At 40.1% G+C, this 19,361-nt stretch carries 14 protein-coding genes; 13 read left to right on the top strand and 1 reads right to left on the bottom strand.

Annotation, left to right across the window (positions count from 1 at the left end; all coding sequences use genetic code 11):
• Nucleotides 1–249 precede the first annotated feature (249 nt).
• The 4 genes from dnaK (at nucleotide 250) to nhaR (ending at nucleotide 6,245) form a co-directional block, all read left to right on the top strand.
• Nucleotides 250–2,175: a molecular chaperone DnaK gene (gene dnaK / locus AACU98_RS02285; protein WP_004248962.1), complete on the top strand. Its 1,926-nt coding sequence runs from the start codon at nucleotides 250–252 to the stop codon at nucleotides 2,173–2,175.
• 106 nt (nucleotides 2,176–2,281) lie between these two features.
• Nucleotides 2,282–3,418, top strand: coding sequence for a molecular chaperone DnaJ (gene dnaJ, locus AACU98_RS02280; RefSeq protein ID WP_161735446.1), 1,137 nt, complete (start codon nucleotides 2,282–2,284; stop codon nucleotides 3,416–3,418).
• Between the two features lie 542 nt (nucleotides 3,419–3,960).
• Entirely contained in the window at nucleotides 3,961–5,139 is a 1,179-nt protein-coding gene (nhaA, locus tag AACU98_RS02275) for a Na+/H+ antiporter NhaA (protein ID WP_004245211.1), read from the top strand.
• A 188-nt stretch (nucleotides 5,140–5,327) separates the two neighbouring features.
• Entirely contained in the window at nucleotides 5,328–6,245 is a 918-nt protein-coding gene (gene nhaR, locus AACU98_RS02270; protein WP_004245210.1) for a transcriptional activator NhaR, read from the top strand.
• Between the two features lie 73 nt (nucleotides 6,246–6,318).
• On the opposite strand, the gene rpsT is transcribed toward nhaR, so the two are convergent.
• Nucleotides 6,319–6,579 carry a 30S ribosomal protein S20 gene (gene rpsT, locus AACU98_RS02265; RefSeq protein ID WP_004248964.1) on the bottom strand — a complete coding sequence of 87 codons (261 nt, stop codon included), beginning with the start codon at nucleotides 6,577–6,579 and terminating at the stop codon, nucleotides 6,319–6,321.
• A gap of 430 nt (nucleotides 6,580–7,009) precedes the next feature.
• Between rpsT and ribF the strand changes: the two genes are divergently transcribed.
• The 9 genes from ribF (at nucleotide 7,010) to AACU98_RS02220 (ending at nucleotide 19,318) form a co-directional block, all read left to right on the top strand.
• Nucleotides 7,010–7,951, top strand: a complete 942-nt coding sequence (gene ribF, locus AACU98_RS02260) for a bifunctional riboflavin kinase/FAD synthetase (RefSeq protein ID WP_004245208.1) — start codon at nucleotides 7,010–7,012, stop codon at nucleotides 7,949–7,951.
• Between the two features lie 29 nt (nucleotides 7,952–7,980).
• A complete protein-coding gene (gene ileS / locus AACU98_RS02255; RefSeq protein ID WP_004248968.1) occupies nucleotides 7,981–10,791 on the top strand; it encodes an isoleucine--tRNA ligase in 2,811 nt (936 codons plus the stop codon).
• 3 nt (nucleotides 10,792–10,794) lie between these two features.
• Nucleotides 10,795–11,310, top strand: a complete 516-nt coding sequence (lspA, locus tag AACU98_RS02250; RefSeq protein WP_004245206.1) for a signal peptidase II — start codon at nucleotides 10,795–10,797, stop codon at nucleotides 11,308–11,310.
• A gap of 70 nt (nucleotides 11,311–11,380) precedes the next feature.
• On the top strand, nucleotides 11,381–11,851 hold the full coding sequence (gene fkpB / locus AACU98_RS02245) for an FKBP-type peptidyl-prolyl cis-trans isomerase (RefSeq protein ID WP_004245205.1): 471 nt from the start codon (nucleotides 11,381–11,383) through the stop codon (nucleotides 11,849–11,851).
• Entirely contained in the window at nucleotides 11,832–12,785 is a 954-nt protein-coding gene (ispH, locus tag AACU98_RS02240) for a 4-hydroxy-3-methylbut-2-enyl diphosphate reductase (RefSeq protein WP_004245204.1), read from the top strand. The genes fkpB and ispH overlap by 20 nt, the downstream gene beginning before the upstream one ends.
• A gap of 242 nt (nucleotides 12,786–13,027) precedes the next feature.
• A complete protein-coding gene (gene dapB / locus AACU98_RS02235) occupies nucleotides 13,028–13,849 on the top strand; it encodes a 4-hydroxy-tetrahydrodipicolinate reductase (RefSeq protein WP_049199286.1) in 822 nt (273 codons plus the stop codon).
• Nucleotides 13,850–14,284: 435 nt separating this feature from the next.
• The gene (gene carA / locus AACU98_RS02230; RefSeq protein ID WP_017628247.1) at nucleotides 14,285–15,448 is read left to right on the top strand and encodes a glutamine-hydrolyzing carbamoyl-phosphate synthase small subunit; all 1,164 of its coding nucleotides are present in this window, start codon (nucleotides 14,285–14,287) and stop codon (nucleotides 15,446–15,448) included.
• Between the two features lie 16 nt (nucleotides 15,449–15,464).
• Nucleotides 15,465–18,692 (top strand): carbamoyl-phosphate synthase large subunit, encoded by a 3,228-nt coding sequence (carB, locus tag AACU98_RS02225; protein WP_004248980.1) that lies wholly within the window; start codon nucleotides 15,465–15,467, stop codon nucleotides 18,690–18,692.
• A 482-nt stretch (nucleotides 18,693–19,174) separates the two neighbouring features.
• Nucleotides 19,175–19,318: a Hok/Gef family protein gene (locus tag AACU98_RS02220; protein WP_012367444.1), complete on the top strand. Its 144-nt coding sequence runs from the start codon at nucleotides 19,175–19,177 to the stop codon at nucleotides 19,316–19,318.
• The last annotated feature ends 43 nt before the right edge of the window (nucleotides 19,319–19,361 follow it).

Below are 19,361 nucleotides of genomic sequence, written 5' to 3'. Positions count from 1 at the left end.
TTTTTTATATTGTTATTTTACTAGATCTTTTTTTTATCTTTTTACTATTTTTTTTTATTTTTCCCCTTGATGAATGTATTTATGACCCCATCTATTTTTCAACTGCAATTACCACTATTGAGTTGCGTTGATGTTTATCCGCTTTGTGATGATATTGAGTCCATTAATTTTTTGACTTGAAAAATGAATATTCATCCTCATATAGATTGGTAATCAAATTGATAAAGAATTCTCTTTGGAGGCGTTTAAATGGGTAAAATTATTGGTATTGACCTGGGTACAACTAACTCTTGTGTTGCTGTAATGGACGGTAAGAATGCCCGGGTTATTGAAAACGGTGAAGGCGATCGTACCACTCCTTCGATTGTTGCATATGCACAAGATGGTGAAATTCTAGTTGGTCAACCGGCAAAACGTCAGGCTGTGACTAACCCACAAAATACATTATTTGCCATCAAACGTTTAATCGGTCGTCGTTTCGAAGACGCGGAAGTACAACGTGATGTTTCTATCATGCCTTACAAAATTATTAAAGCTGATAATGGTGATGCATGGGTTGAAGCACGTAACGAAAAAATGGCTCCACCACAAGTTTCTGCTGAAGTATTGAAAAAAATGAAAAAAACAGCGGAAGATTACTTAGGTGAACCAGTTACAGAAGCTGTTATTACAGTTCCTGCTTACTTTAATGATGCGCAACGTCAAGCAACTAAAGATGCGGGTCGTATCGCGGGTTTAGATGTTAAACGTATTATTAACGAACCAACAGCTGCGGCATTGGCTTATGGTTTAGATCGTGAAGTGGGTAACCGCACTATCGCTGTTTATGACTTAGGTGGTGGTACATTCGATATCTCTATCATCGAAATTGATGAAGTTGATGGCGAAAAAACCTATGAAGTTCTGTCAACCAATGGTGATACTCACTTAGGTGGTGAAGACTTCGATAGCCGTTTAATTAACTACTTAGTTGATGAGTTTAAGAAAGAACAAGGCATTGACCTGCGTAATGATCCATTGGCAATGCAACGTCTGAAAGAAGCTGCAGAAAAAGCAAAAATTGAATTATCTTCAGCTCAACAAACAGATGTGAACTTACCTTATGTTACTGCTGATGCGACAGGGCCTAAACACTTAAATATCAAAGTAACTCGTGCAAAACTGGAATCTTTAGTTGAAGACTTAGTAAAACGTTCAATGGATCCAGTAAAAGTTGCATTAGAAGATGCGGGCTTGAAAGTTAGTGAAGTAAACGACGTTATTCTGGTTGGTGGTCAAACTCGTATGCCTATGGTACAAAAAACTGTGGCTGAGTTCTTCGGTAAAGAACCACGTAAAGACGTTAACCCAGATGAAGCTGTTGCTATGGGTGCTGCTGTTCAAGGTGGTGTATTAGCTGGTGATGTTAAAGATGTTCTGTTACTTGACGTGACTCCACTGTCTTTAGGTATTGAAACTATGGGTGGCGTGATGACTTCGCTGATTGCGAAGAATACCACTATCCCAACTAAACATAGCCAAGTATTCTCTACCGCTGAAGATAATCAATCAGCTGTAACTATTCACGTATTACAAGGTGAGCGTAAACGTGCGAGTGATAACAAATCACTGGGTCAATTTAACTTAGATGGTATTCAACCTGCACCACGTGGTATGCCACAAATTGAAGTGACTTTTGATATCGATGCTGATGGTATCTTGCATGTATCTGCAAAAGATAAAAACAGTGGTCGTGAACAAAACATCACCATTAAAGCTTCTTCAGGTTTAAATGAAGAAGAAATCCAAAAAATGGTACGTGATGCAGAAGCTAATGCAGAAGCAGACCGTAAATTTGAAGAGTTAGTGCAAACACGAAACCAAGCAGATCAATTAGTTCACGGTACACGTAAACAAATTGAAGAAGCGGGTGACAAATTAGCGGCTAACGATAAAGAAGCTATCGAAAAAGCGTTAAGCGAATTAGAAATTGCTTCTAAAGGTGAAGATAAAGCTGCTATTGAAGCAAAACTGCAAGCGTTAGTTGAAGCTTCAAAACCTCTGTTAGAAATTGCACAACAACAAGCTCAAGCGGGTGCAGGTAATACTGCCGATGCAACTGATGCAGGTGCGAAGAAAGATGACGATGTTGTCGATGCAGAGTTTGAAGAAGTAGACGGCAAAGATAAAAAATAATGCCCTTAACGGGCCGCGGTAACTCAATGATGAACAGTTACTGATACCGAAACACGGGCGTCGAGGCAACTCTACGCCCGTGTGCTTATGTCAAGGGTAATCCAGAATGGCGAAAAGAGATTTTTACGAAGTACTCGGGTTAAGTAAAACAGCCGATGAAAAAGAGATCAAACGTGCTTATAAGCGTTTAGCGATGAAATATCACCCAGATCGTAATCAAGGTGATAAAGATTCGGAATCTAAATTTAAAGAAATTAAAGAAGCTTACGAAGTTCTTAGCGATCCACAAAAACGTGCGGCCTATGATCAATATGGTCATGCTGCCTTTGAACAAGGTGGTTTTGGTGGTCAAGGCGGTGGCGGCTTTGGTGGCGCTGACTTTAGCGATATCTTTGGTGATGTATTTGGCGATATTTTTGGTGGTGGTCGTCGTCAACAACGTGCTGCACGCGGCTCAGATTTGCAATACAACATGGACTTAACGCTAGAAGAAGCTGTTCGTGGTATTACCAAAGAGATCCGCATTCCAACCTTAGAAACTTGTGATAAATGCCACGGTAGTGGGGCAAAAGAAGGCACATCAGCGGAAACTTGCTCAACATGTCATGGGGCAGGTCAGGTTCATTTACGTCAAGGTTTCTTCACCGTTCAACAACCATGCCCTACCTGTCATGGTCGCGGTAAAATAATTAAAGAGCCTTGCTCTAAATGTCATGGTGATGGCCGTGTTGAGCGTTATAAAACCTTATCAGTTAAAATCCCGGCGGGAGTGGATACCGGTGATCGTATTCGTTTAAGTGGTGAAGGTGAAGCGGGTGAGCAAGGCGCACCGGCGGGCGATCTGTATGTACAGGTTCATGTTCGTCAGCACCATATATTTGAACGAGATGGTAATAACCTCTATTGCGAAGTACCTATTAACTTTGCGGTTGCAGCATTAGGGGGAGAAATTGAGGTGCCAACTCTCGATGGTCGTGTGAAACTAAAAATTCCAGCAGAAACACAAACTGGCAAAATGTTCCGCATGAAAGGCAAAGGTGTTAAATCTGTACGTAGCCATGGTGTCGGTGATTTAATGTGCCGTGTTGTTGTTGAAACGCCAGTGAAACTGAATGAAAAACAAAAGCAGCTTATGGAACAGCTAGGTGAATCATTTGGTGGTAAAGGTGGTGAAAAAAATACACCGCGCTCTAAGAGTTTCTTAGATGGAGTAAAAAAATTCTTTGATGATTTAACCAAATAATTTTTGCGTTATCTTCATTCCCAAAAAGCCTGATAATGTATTGCCTATCAGGCTTTTTCTTATTAATTTCATAAAAATACCTAGAAACTTATTCTCTGTTATCTTCAATACTCATTCCTCTCTTATTTCATTAGGTATCCTCTGGTAACAAAAAAGGTTGAACAATATTATCTTCACCTCTTATTATTCTTGTGAGTAAATTATCAACTATTCTTAATAAAAAGCACACTATAGTCACAATAATATGGATAAAAAATAGAATGTTTACCTATTTTCTATCAATTCTTGTTTTAAATGTGAATTATTACTTATATTTATCATAAAAAATAATTGTATCAATAGGTTGTATTTTATTTTTTTTATTTTTGTTTTTTATCTTTCGTGATATTACTTATTGATTATTTTTTACATAATCCCTTCTTTACTCTTGATATAAGCGATTGAGATCGAAAAAGCCGAATTATTTTTGCTAAATAATCTGTTTTTTACGAATTCATAATTAGCATATTATTAACACAAATAGACATTTTTAGGTTAACAATATGACAGCAATTATTAGACAATTTTTAAGATTAGAGGCATCAGGCGGTATTCTTCTGATTGTTGCTGCTATTATCGCATTAATAATGGCGAATACACCTCTTAGTGCTTTGTATAATGAGTTTTTATCTATCCCAATAATGATTAAATTTGGGGCATTAGAGCTAGATAAGCCGTTGATCTTATGGGTTAACGATGCACTCATGGCCATCTTTTTCTTAGTGGTAGGATTAGAAGTCAAACGGGAGCTAAAAGAAGGTTCATTAGCGCAACGTGATCGCGCTATTTTTCCTGCAATTGCTGCAGTAGGAGGAATGTTAGCACCTGCTTTGATTTATCTATTTTTTAATCATGGCGATGCGATTGGTCAGCAAGGATGGGCTATTCCGGCAGCAACAGATATTGCTTTTGCTCTAGGTGTAATGGCGTTACTAGGGCGTCGCGTTCCCGTGGAATTGAAAGTCTTTTTATTAGCGCTAGCCATTATTGATGATCTTGGTGTCATTGTGATTATTGCTCTCTTTTATTCTAAGAGTGTGGCATTAGTCCCGTTATTATTGGCAGCGCTAATCACCATCATGTTGTTTATTCTTAATTGGCGTAAAGTGAGTAATACAGCAGTTTACTTAGTCCTAGGCTTTATTTTGTGGGTGTGTATTTTGAAATCAGGTATACATGCCACAATAGCGGGAGTGATTGTTGGATTCTTGATCCCATTAAGAGATAAAGAGGGGGCTTCACCGTCGGAAGAGTTAGAGCATGTTTTACACCCGTGGGTTGCCTATTTAATATTACCGCTATTTGCTTTTAGTAATGCGGGGGTTTCTTTAAATGGCGTTACCCTTGATGGCATGTTATCGACCTTACCCGTTGGTATTGCATTAGGGCTTTTCTTAGGTAAGCCGATTGGGATTTTTCTCTTTAGTTGGGTTTCGGTAAAACTAGGGATTGCAAAATTGCCAGATGCGATTAATCTTAAGCAAATATTTGCCGTTTCTGTTTTATGTGGTATCGGTTTTACTATGTCTATCTTTATCGCAGGTCTTGCGTTTGAAGGTGCTATAGAAGCCTATAATACATACTCTAAACTGGGTATTTTAGTTGGCTCAACCATGGCTGCTGTTGTGGGATATTTATTGCTTAACTCTGTTTTACCGAAGTTGAAGCAGAAGCAAAAATAGTGAAATTGAGTAGGAAACTCGTTTTCTAAACACAATAAAAACCGAGCTATAAACATAAACCTACGGCGCAATACTTTGTATTGTGCCGTAGGTGTTTTTATGAGGATTGGAGAAAGGAACACCAATCGCTAATGCGTTGTTAACGAAGTCTGTGTGATGAGATCACAGAAGTTGAAAGGAAAATCACTATGCGTGTGTCACATCTCAATTTTAATCATCTTTATTATTTTTGGCATGTGTGTAAAGAAGGCTCTGTTGTAGGGGCTGCGGAAGCGCTGTATCTGACACCTCAGACAATTACAGGGCAAATTAAAGCATTAGAAGAAAGATTAGGGGGGAAATTATTCAAGCGTCAAGGGCGCGGATTAGTTCCCTCTGAATTAGGTCAGCTTATTTTTCGCTATGCCGATAAAATGTTTATGCTGAGCCAAGAGATGCTAGATATTGTCAACTATAGTCGAGAATCTAACCTGTTATTTGATGTTGGGGTTGCCGATGCGTTATCCAAACAACTTGTTAGTCGTGTATTAGAAACGGCGGTTATTGATCATGAACAAATACATTTACGCTGTTTTGAATCGACTCACGAATTGTTGTTAGAGCAATTAAGTCAGCATAAGTTAGATATGATTTTATCTGATTGTCCCGTAGATTCCTCACAACAAGAGGGGCTGTTCTCTGTTAAATTGGGTGAGTGTAGTGTCAGTTTTTTCTGCAGTCAGCCAATACCAGAAAAGCCATTCCCAGAATGTTTAGAAGATAGAAAATTGCTTATCCCTGGTCGACGCTCTATGTTAGGTCGTCATTTGTTAACTTGGATACGCAATAAAAATCTTCAAGTAGAAATTTTAGGTGAATTTGATGATGCTGCATTAATGAAAGCATTTGGTTTAAATCATAATGCTATCTTTGTTGCACCTTCTATTTATACCAATGAGACATTTGTCCAAAGTAATATTGAGGAAATAGGCACATTAGACTCGGTAAAAGAAGAGTATTACGTTATTTTTGCTGAACGTATGATCCAGCATCCGGCAGTACAACGTGTGTGTAATACCGATTTTTCAGCTTTGTTTAGTGGTGAAAAGAAAGCCAATAACGAATGAAATACGTAGAGTTTGCATAGACAGAATGTAAAAAAACCGGCCTAAGCCGGTTTTTTAAACACAAAAACAATAATTACATTGCTTTGATTTGTGCTTGCAGATTAGCTTTATGACGTGCTGCTTTATTCTTATGAATTAAGCCTTTAGTTGCCTGACGGTCAACAATTGGTTGCATGTCATTAAATGCTTTTTGTGCTGCTTCTTTATCACCAGAAGCAACTGCTGCGTATACTTTTTTGATGTAAGTACGCATCATTGAACGACGGCTTGCGTTGTGCTGACGACGCTTTTCAGACTGAACCGCACGTTTCTTAGCTGATTTGATATTAGCCAAGTTCCAACTCCCAAATATATTCTAGCGAGGACAATACAAAGGTGAAGGAATATGCCTTTTCAACCTAAGTTTGTCAATGGATTTATACAAAATTAGCGTCGTTGTACGCGACACTGGTTTCGTTGTGATGGCGCAAGATTTTATCAGTTAAGACGGGTAGAATACAGTCTTTTGAGTGAAAAAATCATCAAAATCGTGTATATGAGTAATAAATAATAGATTCTAAGCGGATCTACGGTTGATTTTGTGCGATTTTATAACCAACAAGTGAGTAATCGTTTATTTTTTGTTAGCAGTGAGCATGTTAATTTAACAATCATAGTGAATTGACAAAGCAAGATATTACTCACCAATAAACATTGATATATTGGGTTACTCTCGAGCCTTTGACAAGGTATAATCCAATTATTTCCACGGTATTGAGCCAGTTATGGAGCTAATTCGCGGTATACAGAATATTCGAGCACAACATCATGGTTGTGTTCTAACAATTGGCAATTTTGATGGTGTCCATCGCGGTCATCAGGCATTATTAAAACACTTGAAGCAAGAAGCATCACGTCGTGGCCTACCTACTGTTGTGATGACATTTGAACCTCAACCTCTGGAGTTTTTTTTGCCAGAGAAAGCACCTGCTCGTCTAACGCGCCTACGCGATAAGATAAAATATTTGGCAGAGTGTGGTATTGATTACCTGTTATGTGTCAAATTTGATAAGCAATTTGCAGCACAAACACCGGAAGAGTTTGTTTCATCACTCTTAGTTGATAAATTAGGTGTGAAGTTTTTAGCCATTGGCGATGATTTTCGTTTTGGTAAAAATAGAGCAGGTGATTTTCATTTTTTACAACAAGCCGGTGCTCGATACGGATTTGAGGTGGCAAATACCGAAAGTTATTGTGACAAAGGATTACGTATTAGCAGTACGGCGGTACGAGAAGCCTTATTCAATGACGATTTAGCATTAGCTGAATCATTGCTTGGACACCCTTATAGCGTTTGTGGACGCGTGGTACATGGTAATCAATTAGGCAGAACTATTGGTTTTCCAACCGCCAATATTCCCATGAAACGCTTAGTGGCACCTGTTGCTGGTGTTTATGCGGTTGATGTTTATTTAGCCGACCATCAATCGCCTTTAGCGGGGGTGGCTAATATTGGCAGTCGTCCTACCGTAAAAGGTAAGGGTGTACAATTAGAAGTTCATTTAATCGACGTTAATATGGATTTATATGGACGTCGTATTGATGTTGTGTTACGAAAGAAATTACGTAATGAACAGCGATTTGCATCATTGGATGCGTTGAAACAGCAAATCGCAAATGATGTGGCTGCTGCTAGGGATTTTTTATTGCAGCGGTCGGAGTCATAAACTAGCGGAAACTTGGAACTGAGAATCGAATGAGTGACTATAAAAATACCCTGAACTTACCAGAAACAGGGTTCCCTATGCGCGGGGATTTAGCAAAGCGCGAACCAGAAATGTTATCACGTTGGTACAAAGAAGGTTTGTATCAAGCTATTCGTCAAGCTAAAAGTGGTAAGAAAACATTTATTTTGCATGATGGCCCTCCTTATGCCAACGGCAATATTCATATTGGTCACTCAGTAAACAAAATTCTCAAAGATATTATTATTAAATCCAAAGGGCTGTCAGGCTTTGATTCTCCGTACATTCCAGGATGGGATTGTCACGGATTACCTATTGAATTAAAAGTTGAACAAATTGTAGGTAAACCAGGAGAAAAAGTCTCTGCAGCTCAATTCCGCGAGGAGTGCCGTAAATATGCTTATGAGCAAATAGAGGCGCAGAAAAAAGATTTTATTCGTTTAGGTGTGCTAGGAGATTGGGACAAACCTTATCTCACTATGGACTACAAAACGGAAGCCAATACTATTCGTGCATTAGCGCGTATTATCGCTAATGGTCACCTATTAAAAGGGGCAAAACCTGTTCACTGGTGTACGGCTTGTGGTTCATCGCTAGCTGAAGCGGAAGTGGAATATTACGATAAAACCTCTCCTTCTATCGATGTGCGTTTCCGTGCGGTTGATTCAAACGCTGTAGCGGCTAAATTTGGTGTCGTCACTGATAAACCTATTTCTTTAGTTATTTGGACTACCACACCATGGACATTACCTGCTAACCGTGCAATTGCATTAAATGGCGAATTTAATTACGCATTAGTTTCATTTGATGATGAGTGCGTCATTTTAGCGGCAGACTTAGTTGAACACGTTATGAAACGTATCGGTGTCACAGACTGGGCTGTTTTAGGTGAATGTAAAGGTAGTGATTTAGAATTATTGCGCTTCAATCACCCATTTATGGGCTTTGATGTGCCAGCCATTTTAGGCGATCACGTTACATTAGATGCCGGTACGGGGGCTGTTCATACCGCACCGGGTCATGGTCCTGATGACTTTGTTATTGGTCAAAAATATGGTTTAGAAGTGGCTAATCCGGTTGGACCTAATGGTTGTTATCTTCCTAATACGTATCCGACCTTAGATGGTGTGTTTGTTTTTAAAGCTAATGATGTGATTGTTGAGTTACTAAAAGAAAAGGGTGCTCTATTACATCATGAAGCAATGCAACATAGTTATCCTTGCTGTTGGCGACATAAAACACCGGTTATCTTCCGTGCCACTCCACAATGGTTTATCGGTATGGATAAAAATGGATTACGTCAACAATCCTTAAAAGAGATCAAAGGTGTTAAATGGATCCCTGATTGGGGCCAAGCACGTATTGAGTCAATGGTGGAAAACCGTCCTGACTGGTGTATTTCTCGTCAGCGTACTTGGGGAACACCAATGTCGCTGTTTGTGCATAAAGAAACACAAGAGCCTCATCCTCGTACTCTAGAGTTAATGGAAGAAGTCGCTAAGCGTGTAGAAGTGAGTGGTATTCAAGCTTGGTGGGACTTAGATATCCGCGAACTGCTGGGTGATGAAGCTGATGACTACATGAAAACACCTGACACACTTGATGTTTGGTTTGATTCAGGATCAACACACTCAACCGTAGTTGATGCTCGCCCTGAATTCCATGGCAATTCAGCTGATCTCTATTTAGAAGGTTCAGACCAACATCGTGGTTGGTTTATGTCTTCTCTTATGATTTCAACAGCAATTAAAGGCAAAGCGCCTTATCGTGAAGTATTAACACACGGTTTTACCGTAGATGGACAAGGCCGTAAAATGTCGAAATCCATTGGTAATACTGTTAGCCCTCAAGATGTAATGAACAAACTGGGTGCGGATATTTTACGTTTATGGGTTGCCTCCACCGATTATACGGGTGAAATTGCGGTTTCCGATGAGATCTTAAAACGTTCTGCTGATACTTATCGTCGTATTCGTAATACAGCGCGTTTCTTCTTAGCGAACTTAAATGGCTTTGATCCGGCTAAACATCAAGTTAAACCTGAAGAGATGGTAATACTTGATCGTTGGGCGGTCGGTCGTGCGAAAGCGGCACAGGAAGATATCCTCAAACACTATGAAAACTACGATTTCCATAATGTTATTCAGCGTCTTATGCAGTTCTGCTCAGTAGAAATGGGATCTTTCTATCTAGATATCATTAAAGACAGACAATACACTGCGAAAAGCGACAGTGTTGCTCGCCGTAGTTGTCAAACTGCGCTATACCATATTATCGAAGCATTAGTACGTTGGATGGCACCAATTATGTCGTTCACCGCAGATGAGATTTGGGCACAGTTACCGGGTGAGCGTGCGAAATTTGTGTTCACTCAAGAATGGTACACAGATTTATTTGGTTTAGAGGCATCTGAAACCTTAAATGATGAGTACTGGGCGGAGTTATTAGCCGTTCGTAGTGAAGTCAATAAGGTGTTAGAGCAAGCTCGTACCGATAAGCAACTACGTGGTTCTTTAGAAGCGGCAGTAACACTGTATGCGGATAAAGCCTTAGCGGAAAAACTGAATGCATTAGGAAACGAATTGCGTTTTGTTTTACTTACCTCTCAAGCGACCGTTGCTGATATTCATGATGCGCCAGAAAACGCGTTAGCATCTGATATGGCGGGGCTGAAAATTGTCTTGAGTAAAGCGCAAGGTGAAAAATGTCCACGTTGCTGGCACTATGCAACTGACATTGGTCAAGTGGCGGAACACGCTGATTTATGTGGTCGCTGTGTTACTAACGTAGCCGGTAACGGTGAAGAACGTAAGTTTGCTTAATTGATGAAGAAAACACTTTGCTCTACAGGTTTACGCTGGCTCTGGTTGGCTATTGCTGTAGTGGTGTTGGACTTAGGTACAAAACAGTATTTCATGCAGACATTCCGTCTGTATGAATCTGTGGCTGTCATGCCTTTTTTCAACTTCACTTATGCTCATAACTATGGCGCAGCTTTTAGCTTTTTAGCCGATAAAGGCGGATGGCAACGTTGGTTTTTTGCATTAATCGCACTGGCAATCTGCATTGTCTTAGTGGTGATGATGTATAAAAATAAAGCGAGTGCCAAGCTAAGTAATATTGCTTATGCGCTTATTATAGGCGGAGCATTGGGTAATCTTTCTGATCGTCTGATCCATGGATTTGTCATCGATTTTCTGGACTTTTATGTCGGTGATTGGCATTGGCCTACTTTTAATATTGCTGATGTGTCTATTTGTCTTGGTGCAGGTTTAATTATCATTGAGAGCTTTTTCCCTGATAAGAATGCCAGCCCACAAGAAACCAACAAGCAGAAGTAATCTGACAGATCAGTTAACTAAAATAACCCCTGCCTAATGGCGGGGGTTACGCTTAATAGAAGGTATTAGTATGAGTATGCAGATCCTCAATAATAGTGCGGTATTGCTGAATTTCACCTTAAAATTGGCAGACGGCTCTGTTGCTGAATCTACACAAGCACATGGAAAACCGGCGTTATTTCGTCTTGGTGATGAAAGCTTATCGCCTGCTTTAGAAGCAGAGTTGGTAGGACTTAAAGAAGGGGAAAAGAAAACCTTCACGCTTGCGGGGGAGCATATTTTTGGTAAATATAATCCTGATCTTATTCAATACTTTATGCCTTCTGATTTTGCGCAATCCGGTATTCCTGAAACAGGTACCATTATGCTGTTTACGGCAATGAATGGTAATGAAATGCCAGGAATTGTGCAGGAAGTGACGGAAGATTCTGTTACTGTCGATTTTAATCATCCATTAGCGTTACAAGATGTCACATTTGATATTGAAGTCGTCAGTATTGATCCACAGGAGGAAACAACAAATGCAAATATTGCTGGCTAACCCACGAGGCTTTTGTGCGGGTGTTGACCGAGCTATCAGCATTGTTGAACGTGCATTAGAAATCTATGGCGCGCCAATTTATGTACGCCACGAAGTGGTTCATAATCGCTATGTAGTCAATGATTTACGCGAACGTGGTGCTATTTTTATTGAAGAAATCTCCGAAGTGCCGGATAACGCTATTTTGATCTTCTCCGCACACGGTGTTTCTCAAGCTATTCGCCAAGAGGCACGCTCTCGTAATTTAACGATGCTTTTTGATGCCACTTGTCCTTTAGTGACCAAAGTACATATGGAAGTCGCAAGGGCGAGCCGTAAAGGTAAAGAGGCCATTTTAATTGGCCATGCCGGACACCCAGAAGTTGAAGGGACGATGGGGCAATACAGTAACCCAGAAGGGGGAATGTATTTGGTTGAATCTCCAGATGATGTATGGAAACTAAAAGTGAAAGATGAAGATAATCTTTGCTTTATGACACAAACTACATTATCCGTCGATGATACTTCCGAAGTGATTGATGCCTTAAATAAGCGATTCCCTAAAATCATCGGGCCTCGTAAAGATGATATCTGCTATGCGACAACCAATCGTCAAGAAGCTGCTCGAGAGCTTGCAGAGCGTGCCGATGTCGTGTTTGTTGTTGGCTCTAAAAACTCATCTAACTCAAATCGATTAGCAGAGCTTGCACAACGTGCAGGCAAACCCTCTTATTTAATCGATAGTGCTGAAGATATTGATGAAATATGGGTAAGCCATGCCAATATTGTTGGGGTGACAGCAGGAGCATCAGCACCAGATATTTTAGTTCAACAAGTCTTAGCACGATTAAAGGCCTTTGGTGCAGAAGAAGTGATTGAGCTATCTGGCAGAGAAGAAAACATTGTTTTTGAAGTGCCAAAAGAGTTACGTCTTGACTATAAAGTAGTCGAATAATAACAATAGCTATAAACATTTAATTTACCAAGCAGAGCCAAGGCTCTGCTTTTTTTATCTCCTTTTTTATAAATCGTAAAATTTAATGAATAATCATGCGGTTCATCGCTTTTGCTGATGATCTCTATCCTTTTGTTCGTTTTTCTTATTATCGTCGTTAAATGCTGGCATCAAACGAATGACATCGTTAATCTGTAAAGTATTAATAAAGATCATAAGTGTTATTAAGGAGAACATAGATTATGTCTGCAACAGAACTTCGTCTTGCCGTAGTGGGGGCTGGAGGGCGTATGGGGCGCCAGCTGATCCAAGCGATTAATCAGCAACAAGGTGTGGTATTAGGTGCTGCTTTTGAACGTACTAATTCTTCATTGATAGGGGCTGATGCAGGAGAGTTAGCGGGAATTGGTCATATCGGTATCACTGTTACTGATAATTTATTAGCTCAAGTAGGGCAATTTGATATTTTAATCGATTTTACGCGTCCAGAGGGTACGTTGTCCCATCTGGCATTTTGTGTTGAGCATCATAAAGGCATGATTATTGGAACTACCGGTTTTGATGAAGAAGGTAAAAAAGCCATTAATTGTGCAGCACAAACTATTCCTATTGTCTTTGCTGCTAACTTTAGTGTTGGCGTTAATTTAGTGCTTAAATTATTAGAGAAGGCAGCTAAAGTGATGGGATCTTATAGTGATATTGAAATTGTAGAAGCTCACCATCGTCATAAGGTTGATGCACCATCTGGTACGGCCTTAGCGATGGGCGAGTCGATTGCAGAGACTTTAGGTCGTGATCTGAAAGATTGTGCGGTTTATCAACGAGTTGGACATACAGGAGAACGTGATCCTCGCAGTATTGGCTTTGCGACTATTCGTGCAGGGGATATTGTGGGTGAGCACACTGCTATTTTTGCGGATATTGGTGAGCGAGTAGAGATTAGCCATAAGGCATCAAGTCGAATGACCTTTGCAAATGGTGCAGTTAAGTCAGCTATTTGGTTAAGTGAAAGAAAGTCTGGTCTTTATAATATGAAAGATGTGCTTTCTTTAGAAGAATTATGATTTTGTTTTATATTTAATTTATTGAAAACCCATGATTATTTATATTATTTGTGGGTTTTTATTGTTATTTGTCCGGTCTTTGTTTGTTGTTTTTATTTTTTAATAACTTCCTTTGTTTTCTTCCGTTTTTATAGTTAAAATTTCGCTTAAGTCTCTTTTTTTCTTTTTTCTATCATCTTTTTAAAATATCTTGGTAAGCAAACGGTTAAATTTGTAAGATGGGTGATGGAAATTGTCACTTAGCTGATTAAATTGCTAATGATTGATATTTTTTTAATTAAAAGAGTGTTTTTTCTAGACATCTGCTCATGGGATCTTTAGAATGCGCCCAATTTGCCAAAAATTTGCCCAAATTTATGTTTTTGGCATTGATTTAGAGTCTTAAATCTGAATTAATATGCATGAAATGTGATTTATTATTCTCTGGAGGGCGTTTTGATTAAATCAGCTATACTGGTTCTAGAAGATGGGACCGAATTCCACGGCAGGTCGATAGGCGCAGAAGGCGCTGCTATCGGTGAAGTCGTTTTTAATACTTCCATGACCGGTTACCAAGAAATATTAACCGACCCTTCTTACTCCCAACAAATTGTTACTCTCACCTATCCTCATATTGGCAATACCGGCGTTAATTCCTCAGATGAAGAATCAGCAACTATCCATGCTCAAGGGTTAATTATTCGCGATTTACCCCTAGTGATGAGTAATTATCGTGCCGAAGAGAGCTTAGCCGATTACCTTAAACGTCATCAGATTGTGGCGATAGCTGATATTGATACACGTAAATTGACGCGATTATTGAGAGAAAAAGGCGCACAAAACGGTTGTATTATCGCAGGCACTCATCTTGATGCTAAACAAGCGCTTGAAAAAGCAAAAGCGTTTCCAGGATTAAAAGGAATGGATTTGGCGAAAACGGTGACAGTGAAACAACCTTATCAATGGACACAAGGCAGTTGGACATTAAAAGGGGAGTTGCCCGCCACTCAATCACCACAAGATCTCCCTTTACATGTGGTGGCCTATGATTTTGGTGTGAAACGTAATATTTTACGTATGTTGGTGGATAGAGGCTGTCGAGTGACAGTGGTTCCAGCACAAACCTCAGCCCAAGAAGTGTTAGCGCTCTCACCTGATGGCATTTTTCTCTCTAATGGTCCGGGGGATCCAGAGCCCTGTGATTATGCAATTGACGCCATCCAAACTTTCTTAACTACCGATATTCCAGTATTTGGTATCTGCTTAGGGCACCAATTATTAGCCTTGGCGAGTGGTGCAAAAACCGTAAAAATGAAATTTGGTCATCATGGTGGCAACCATCCCGTTAAAGATTTAGATAATAACAGTGTGATGATCACCGCCCAAAACCACGGCTTTGCTGTTGATGAAGCATCGTTACCTGATTGTTTAAGAGTGACACATAAATCACTATTTGATGGTTCTCTACAAGGTATTCATCGCACAGATAAAGCTGCATTTAGTTTCCAAGGTCACCCAGAAGCGAGTCCAGGGCCGCATGATGCGGCGCCGCTTTTTGATCACTTTATTGAACTTATTGAGCAATATCGTCAAAACCTGCAATCAGTGACAAACAAATAAATCAGGAGTGAAAAAAATGGCTAAAAGAACAGATATTAAAACAATCCTGATTTTAGGTGCAGGCCCGATTGTGATTGGTCAAGCGTGTGAATTTGATTATTCAGGCGCACAAGCGTGTAAGGCACTGCGCGAAGAGGGATATCGTGTTGTTTTGGTAAATTCAAATCCTGCTACCATTATGACAGATCCTGAAATGGCAGATGCCACTTATATTGAGCCTATTCATTGGCAAGTGGTCAGAAAGATTATTGAGAAAGAGCGCCCTGATGCCATATTACCGACAATGGGCGGACAAACGGCATTAAACTGTGCCTTAGAATTAGAGCGTCAAGGGGTGTTAGCTGAATTTGGCGTAACAATGATAGGTGCAACGGCTGATGCTATTGATAAAGCGGAAGATAGACAACGCTTTGATAAAGCGATGAAAAAAATTGGTCTGGATACGGCTCGTTCAGGCATCGCTCATACTATGGACGAAGCATTTGCAGTGGCTGAGCAAGTGGGTTTCCCTTGTATTATTCGCCCTTCATTTACTATGGGGGGAACAGGGGGGGGGATCGCCTATAATCGTGAAGAATTTGAAGAAATTTGTACTCGAGGTTTAGATTTATCACCGACCAATGAACTATTAATTGATGAATCATTAATTGGCTGGAAAGAGTATGAAATGGAAGTGGTGCGCGATAAAAATGATAACTGTATTATCGTTTGCTCCATTGAAAACTTTGATGCGATGGGTATTCATACTGGTGACTCTATCACGGTTGCTCCAGCGCAAACGCTAACAGACAAAGAATATCAAATTATGCGTAATGCCTCGATGGCCGTATTACGCGAGATTGGGGTTGAAACCGGTGGCTCCAATGTGCAATTTGCCGTTGATCCTAAAACAGGGCGTTTAATTGTTATTGAAATGAATCCTCGTGTTTCTCGCTCATCAGCATTAGCGTCAAAAGCAACAGGTTTCCCAATTGCAAAAGTCGCGGCCAAACTTGCAGTAGGTTATACCCTCGATGAGTTGATGAATGATATCACTGGAGGAAGAACCCCAGCCTCTTTTGAACCTTCTATTGATTATGTAGTGACTAAAATCCCTCGCTTTAACTTTGAAAAATTTGCCGGTACCAATGACCGTTTAACCACGCAAATGAAATCTGTTGGTGAGGTGATGGCTATTGGGCGTACTCAACAAGAGTCAATGCAAAAAGCATTACGCGGACTAGAGGTTGGTGCAACTGGGTTTGATCCTAAAGTAAACCTCGACGATCCCGAAGCGCTCACCAAAATTCGTCGTGAATTAAAAGAAGCCGGATCGGATCGCATTTGGTATATCGCGGATGCTTTCCGTGCTGGAATGTCGGTTGATGGGGTGTTTAATCTCACCAATATCGATCGTTGGTTCTTAGTGCAAATAGAAGAGATTGTTCGCCTAGAAGAGCAAGTGGCACAACTTGGTTTAGCAGGTCTAAATGCTGATTTCTTGCGTCAATTAAAACGTAAAGGTTTTGCTGATGCACGCCTAGCTAATATCTTGAATGTGAAAGAGCAAGTCATTCGCCAACTACGGGAACAATATCAATTACACCCAGTTTATAAACGGGTTGATACTTGTGCGGCAGAATTTGCTACGGATACCGCTTATATGTACTCCACTTATGAAGAAGAGTGTGAGTCGGATCCAAATCAAGACAAACCTAAAGTGATGGTCTTAGGTGGTGGTCCAAATCGTATCGGTCAGGGGATAGAGTTTGATTATTGTTGTGTTCATGCCGCTCTAGCATTACGGGAAGATGGGTATGAAACCATTATGGTCAATTGTAATCCAGAAACGGTTTCAACGGATTATGATACCTCCGATAGACTTTATTTTGAGCCAGTCACCCTTGAAGATGTATTAGAAATAGTACGGATCGAAAAACCACAAGGCGTGATTGTGCAATATGGTGGTCAAACGCCATTAAAATTAGCAAGAGCTTTAGAAGCTGAAGGGGTGCCTGTTATCGGTACCAGTCCTGATGCAATCGATAAGGCAGAAGACAGAGAACGTTTCCAAAAAGCCGTGGATAAGTTAGGGTTAAAACAACCAGAAAATGCCACAGTGACGACATTAGAAGAAGCGGTAGAGAAGGCAAAATCTATTGGTTACCCGCTGGTGGTACGTCCATCTTATGTCCTTGGTGGACGAGCAATGGAAATTGTTTACGATGAAATTGATTTACGTCGTTATTTCCAAACGGCGGTCAGTGTTTCTAATGATGCACCCGTACTGTTAGACCGATTCCTAGATGATGCCATTGAAGTAGATGTTGATGCGATTTGTGACGGTCAACAAGTGGTGATAGGCGGTATTATGGAGCATATCGAACAAGCGGGTGTTCACTCTGGAGACTCAGCTTGCTCTCTACCTGCTTATACTTTAAGCCAAGATATTCAAGATATAATGCGCAAGCAAGTACGTGAACTCGCTTTTGAATTAGGCGTTAAAGGGTTGATGAACGTACAGTTTGCGGTGAAAGGTAATGATGTTTATCTTATCGAAGTGAATCCTCGCGCCGCACGTACAGTGCCTTTTGTCTCTAAAGCAACCGGTGTGCCATTAGCAAAAGTTGCTGCTCGCGTGATGATAGGACAAAGTCTTGAACAGCAAGGCGTTACCAAAGAGGTGATCCCTCCTTACTACTCGGTTAAAGAGGTGGTACTTCCCTTTAATAAATTCTCAGGTGTCGATCCTATTTTAGGGCCTGAAATGCGATCTACTGGTGAAGTGATGGGGGTTGGTGCTACCTTTGCACAAGCTTTTGCTAAGGCGATGTTAGGTAGCAATTCCACCATGAAGAAAAAAGGAAGAGCGCTACTTTCGGTTCGCGAAGGTGATAAAAAGCGTGTCGTTGATTTAGCAACTAAGCTATTGAAAAATGGTTTTGAGTTAGATGCAACACATGGTACTGCCATTGTCTTGGGGGAAGCCGGTATCAATCCTCGCCTAGTGAATAAAGTGCATGAAGGGCGACCTCATATTCAAGATAGAATTAAAAATGGTGAGTATGACTATATTGTCAATACGACTGCCGGTCGCCAAGCTATTGAGGATTCAAAACTGATCCGCCGTAGTGCATTACAATATAAAGTTCACTATGACACTACATTAAATGGCGGATTTGCGACAACACTGTCATTGAGTGCTGATCCTACTATTGATGTTATTTCAGTCCAAGAGATGCATGCAAAGATAAAAAAATCTTAACTTTTTAGTTGTCGTTATACCAATCCCGAATAGGTATTAATTACCTATTCGGGATTTTTCTTTTTTTCTATGTAATAGAAAAAAGAAAGCCCCACATAACGACATGTAGGGCGAGTGCAAAACAAAGAGGTGGGTGCAGATCTTTTTTCAAGAATGGAGGCAAGAAAATAAAATAAGTAAATTTCTTTGTTTTAGCGGATTGATTTTGTCTTTTTTAGATGTCAGTGTCAACAAGAATATTTATTAGTTATTCATGTAACATGTTGTTTTAATTTGATTAATTTTAAAAAATACTACCAGTAAGGTATAGAGGTGAGGGAAAATTCTGCTACTATAGCGGTGGGTGCTTGGATCGTTTTGGTTCAAGCATTGCGCTAGAGCCAAAAAGACAAAAGCCCCGAATTTTATTTTCATAAAATCCGAGGCAGTCTCAAAGCTCAACAACTTGATTCTGCCTCCTTTATTAAAAGGAGTCAATCAAATTGACGAAAATAACCTTATTTGGCATTACGGTTGTCTGTGTGACGGTACTTATGTTTGCTTTAATTGTCGGTGAACGATTATGTTCGCTTAACATTAGTAACGGAAACATGGTCGTTCAAGCTATTTTGATGTGTCATCAATAGCTTGATGGGGGAGGTTTCCTCCCCCCAATTTTTGTTCAAGTTG

The sequence above is a fragment of the Proteus sp. G4380 genome (assembly GCF_963885725.1).
GTDB classification, from domain to species: domain Bacteria; phylum Pseudomonadota; class Gammaproteobacteria; order Enterobacterales; family Enterobacteriaceae; genus Proteus; species Proteus mirabilis.
The sequence above is the reverse complement of the archived record's forward strand: the minus strand, read 5'-3'. Positions and strand labels throughout refer to the sequence as shown.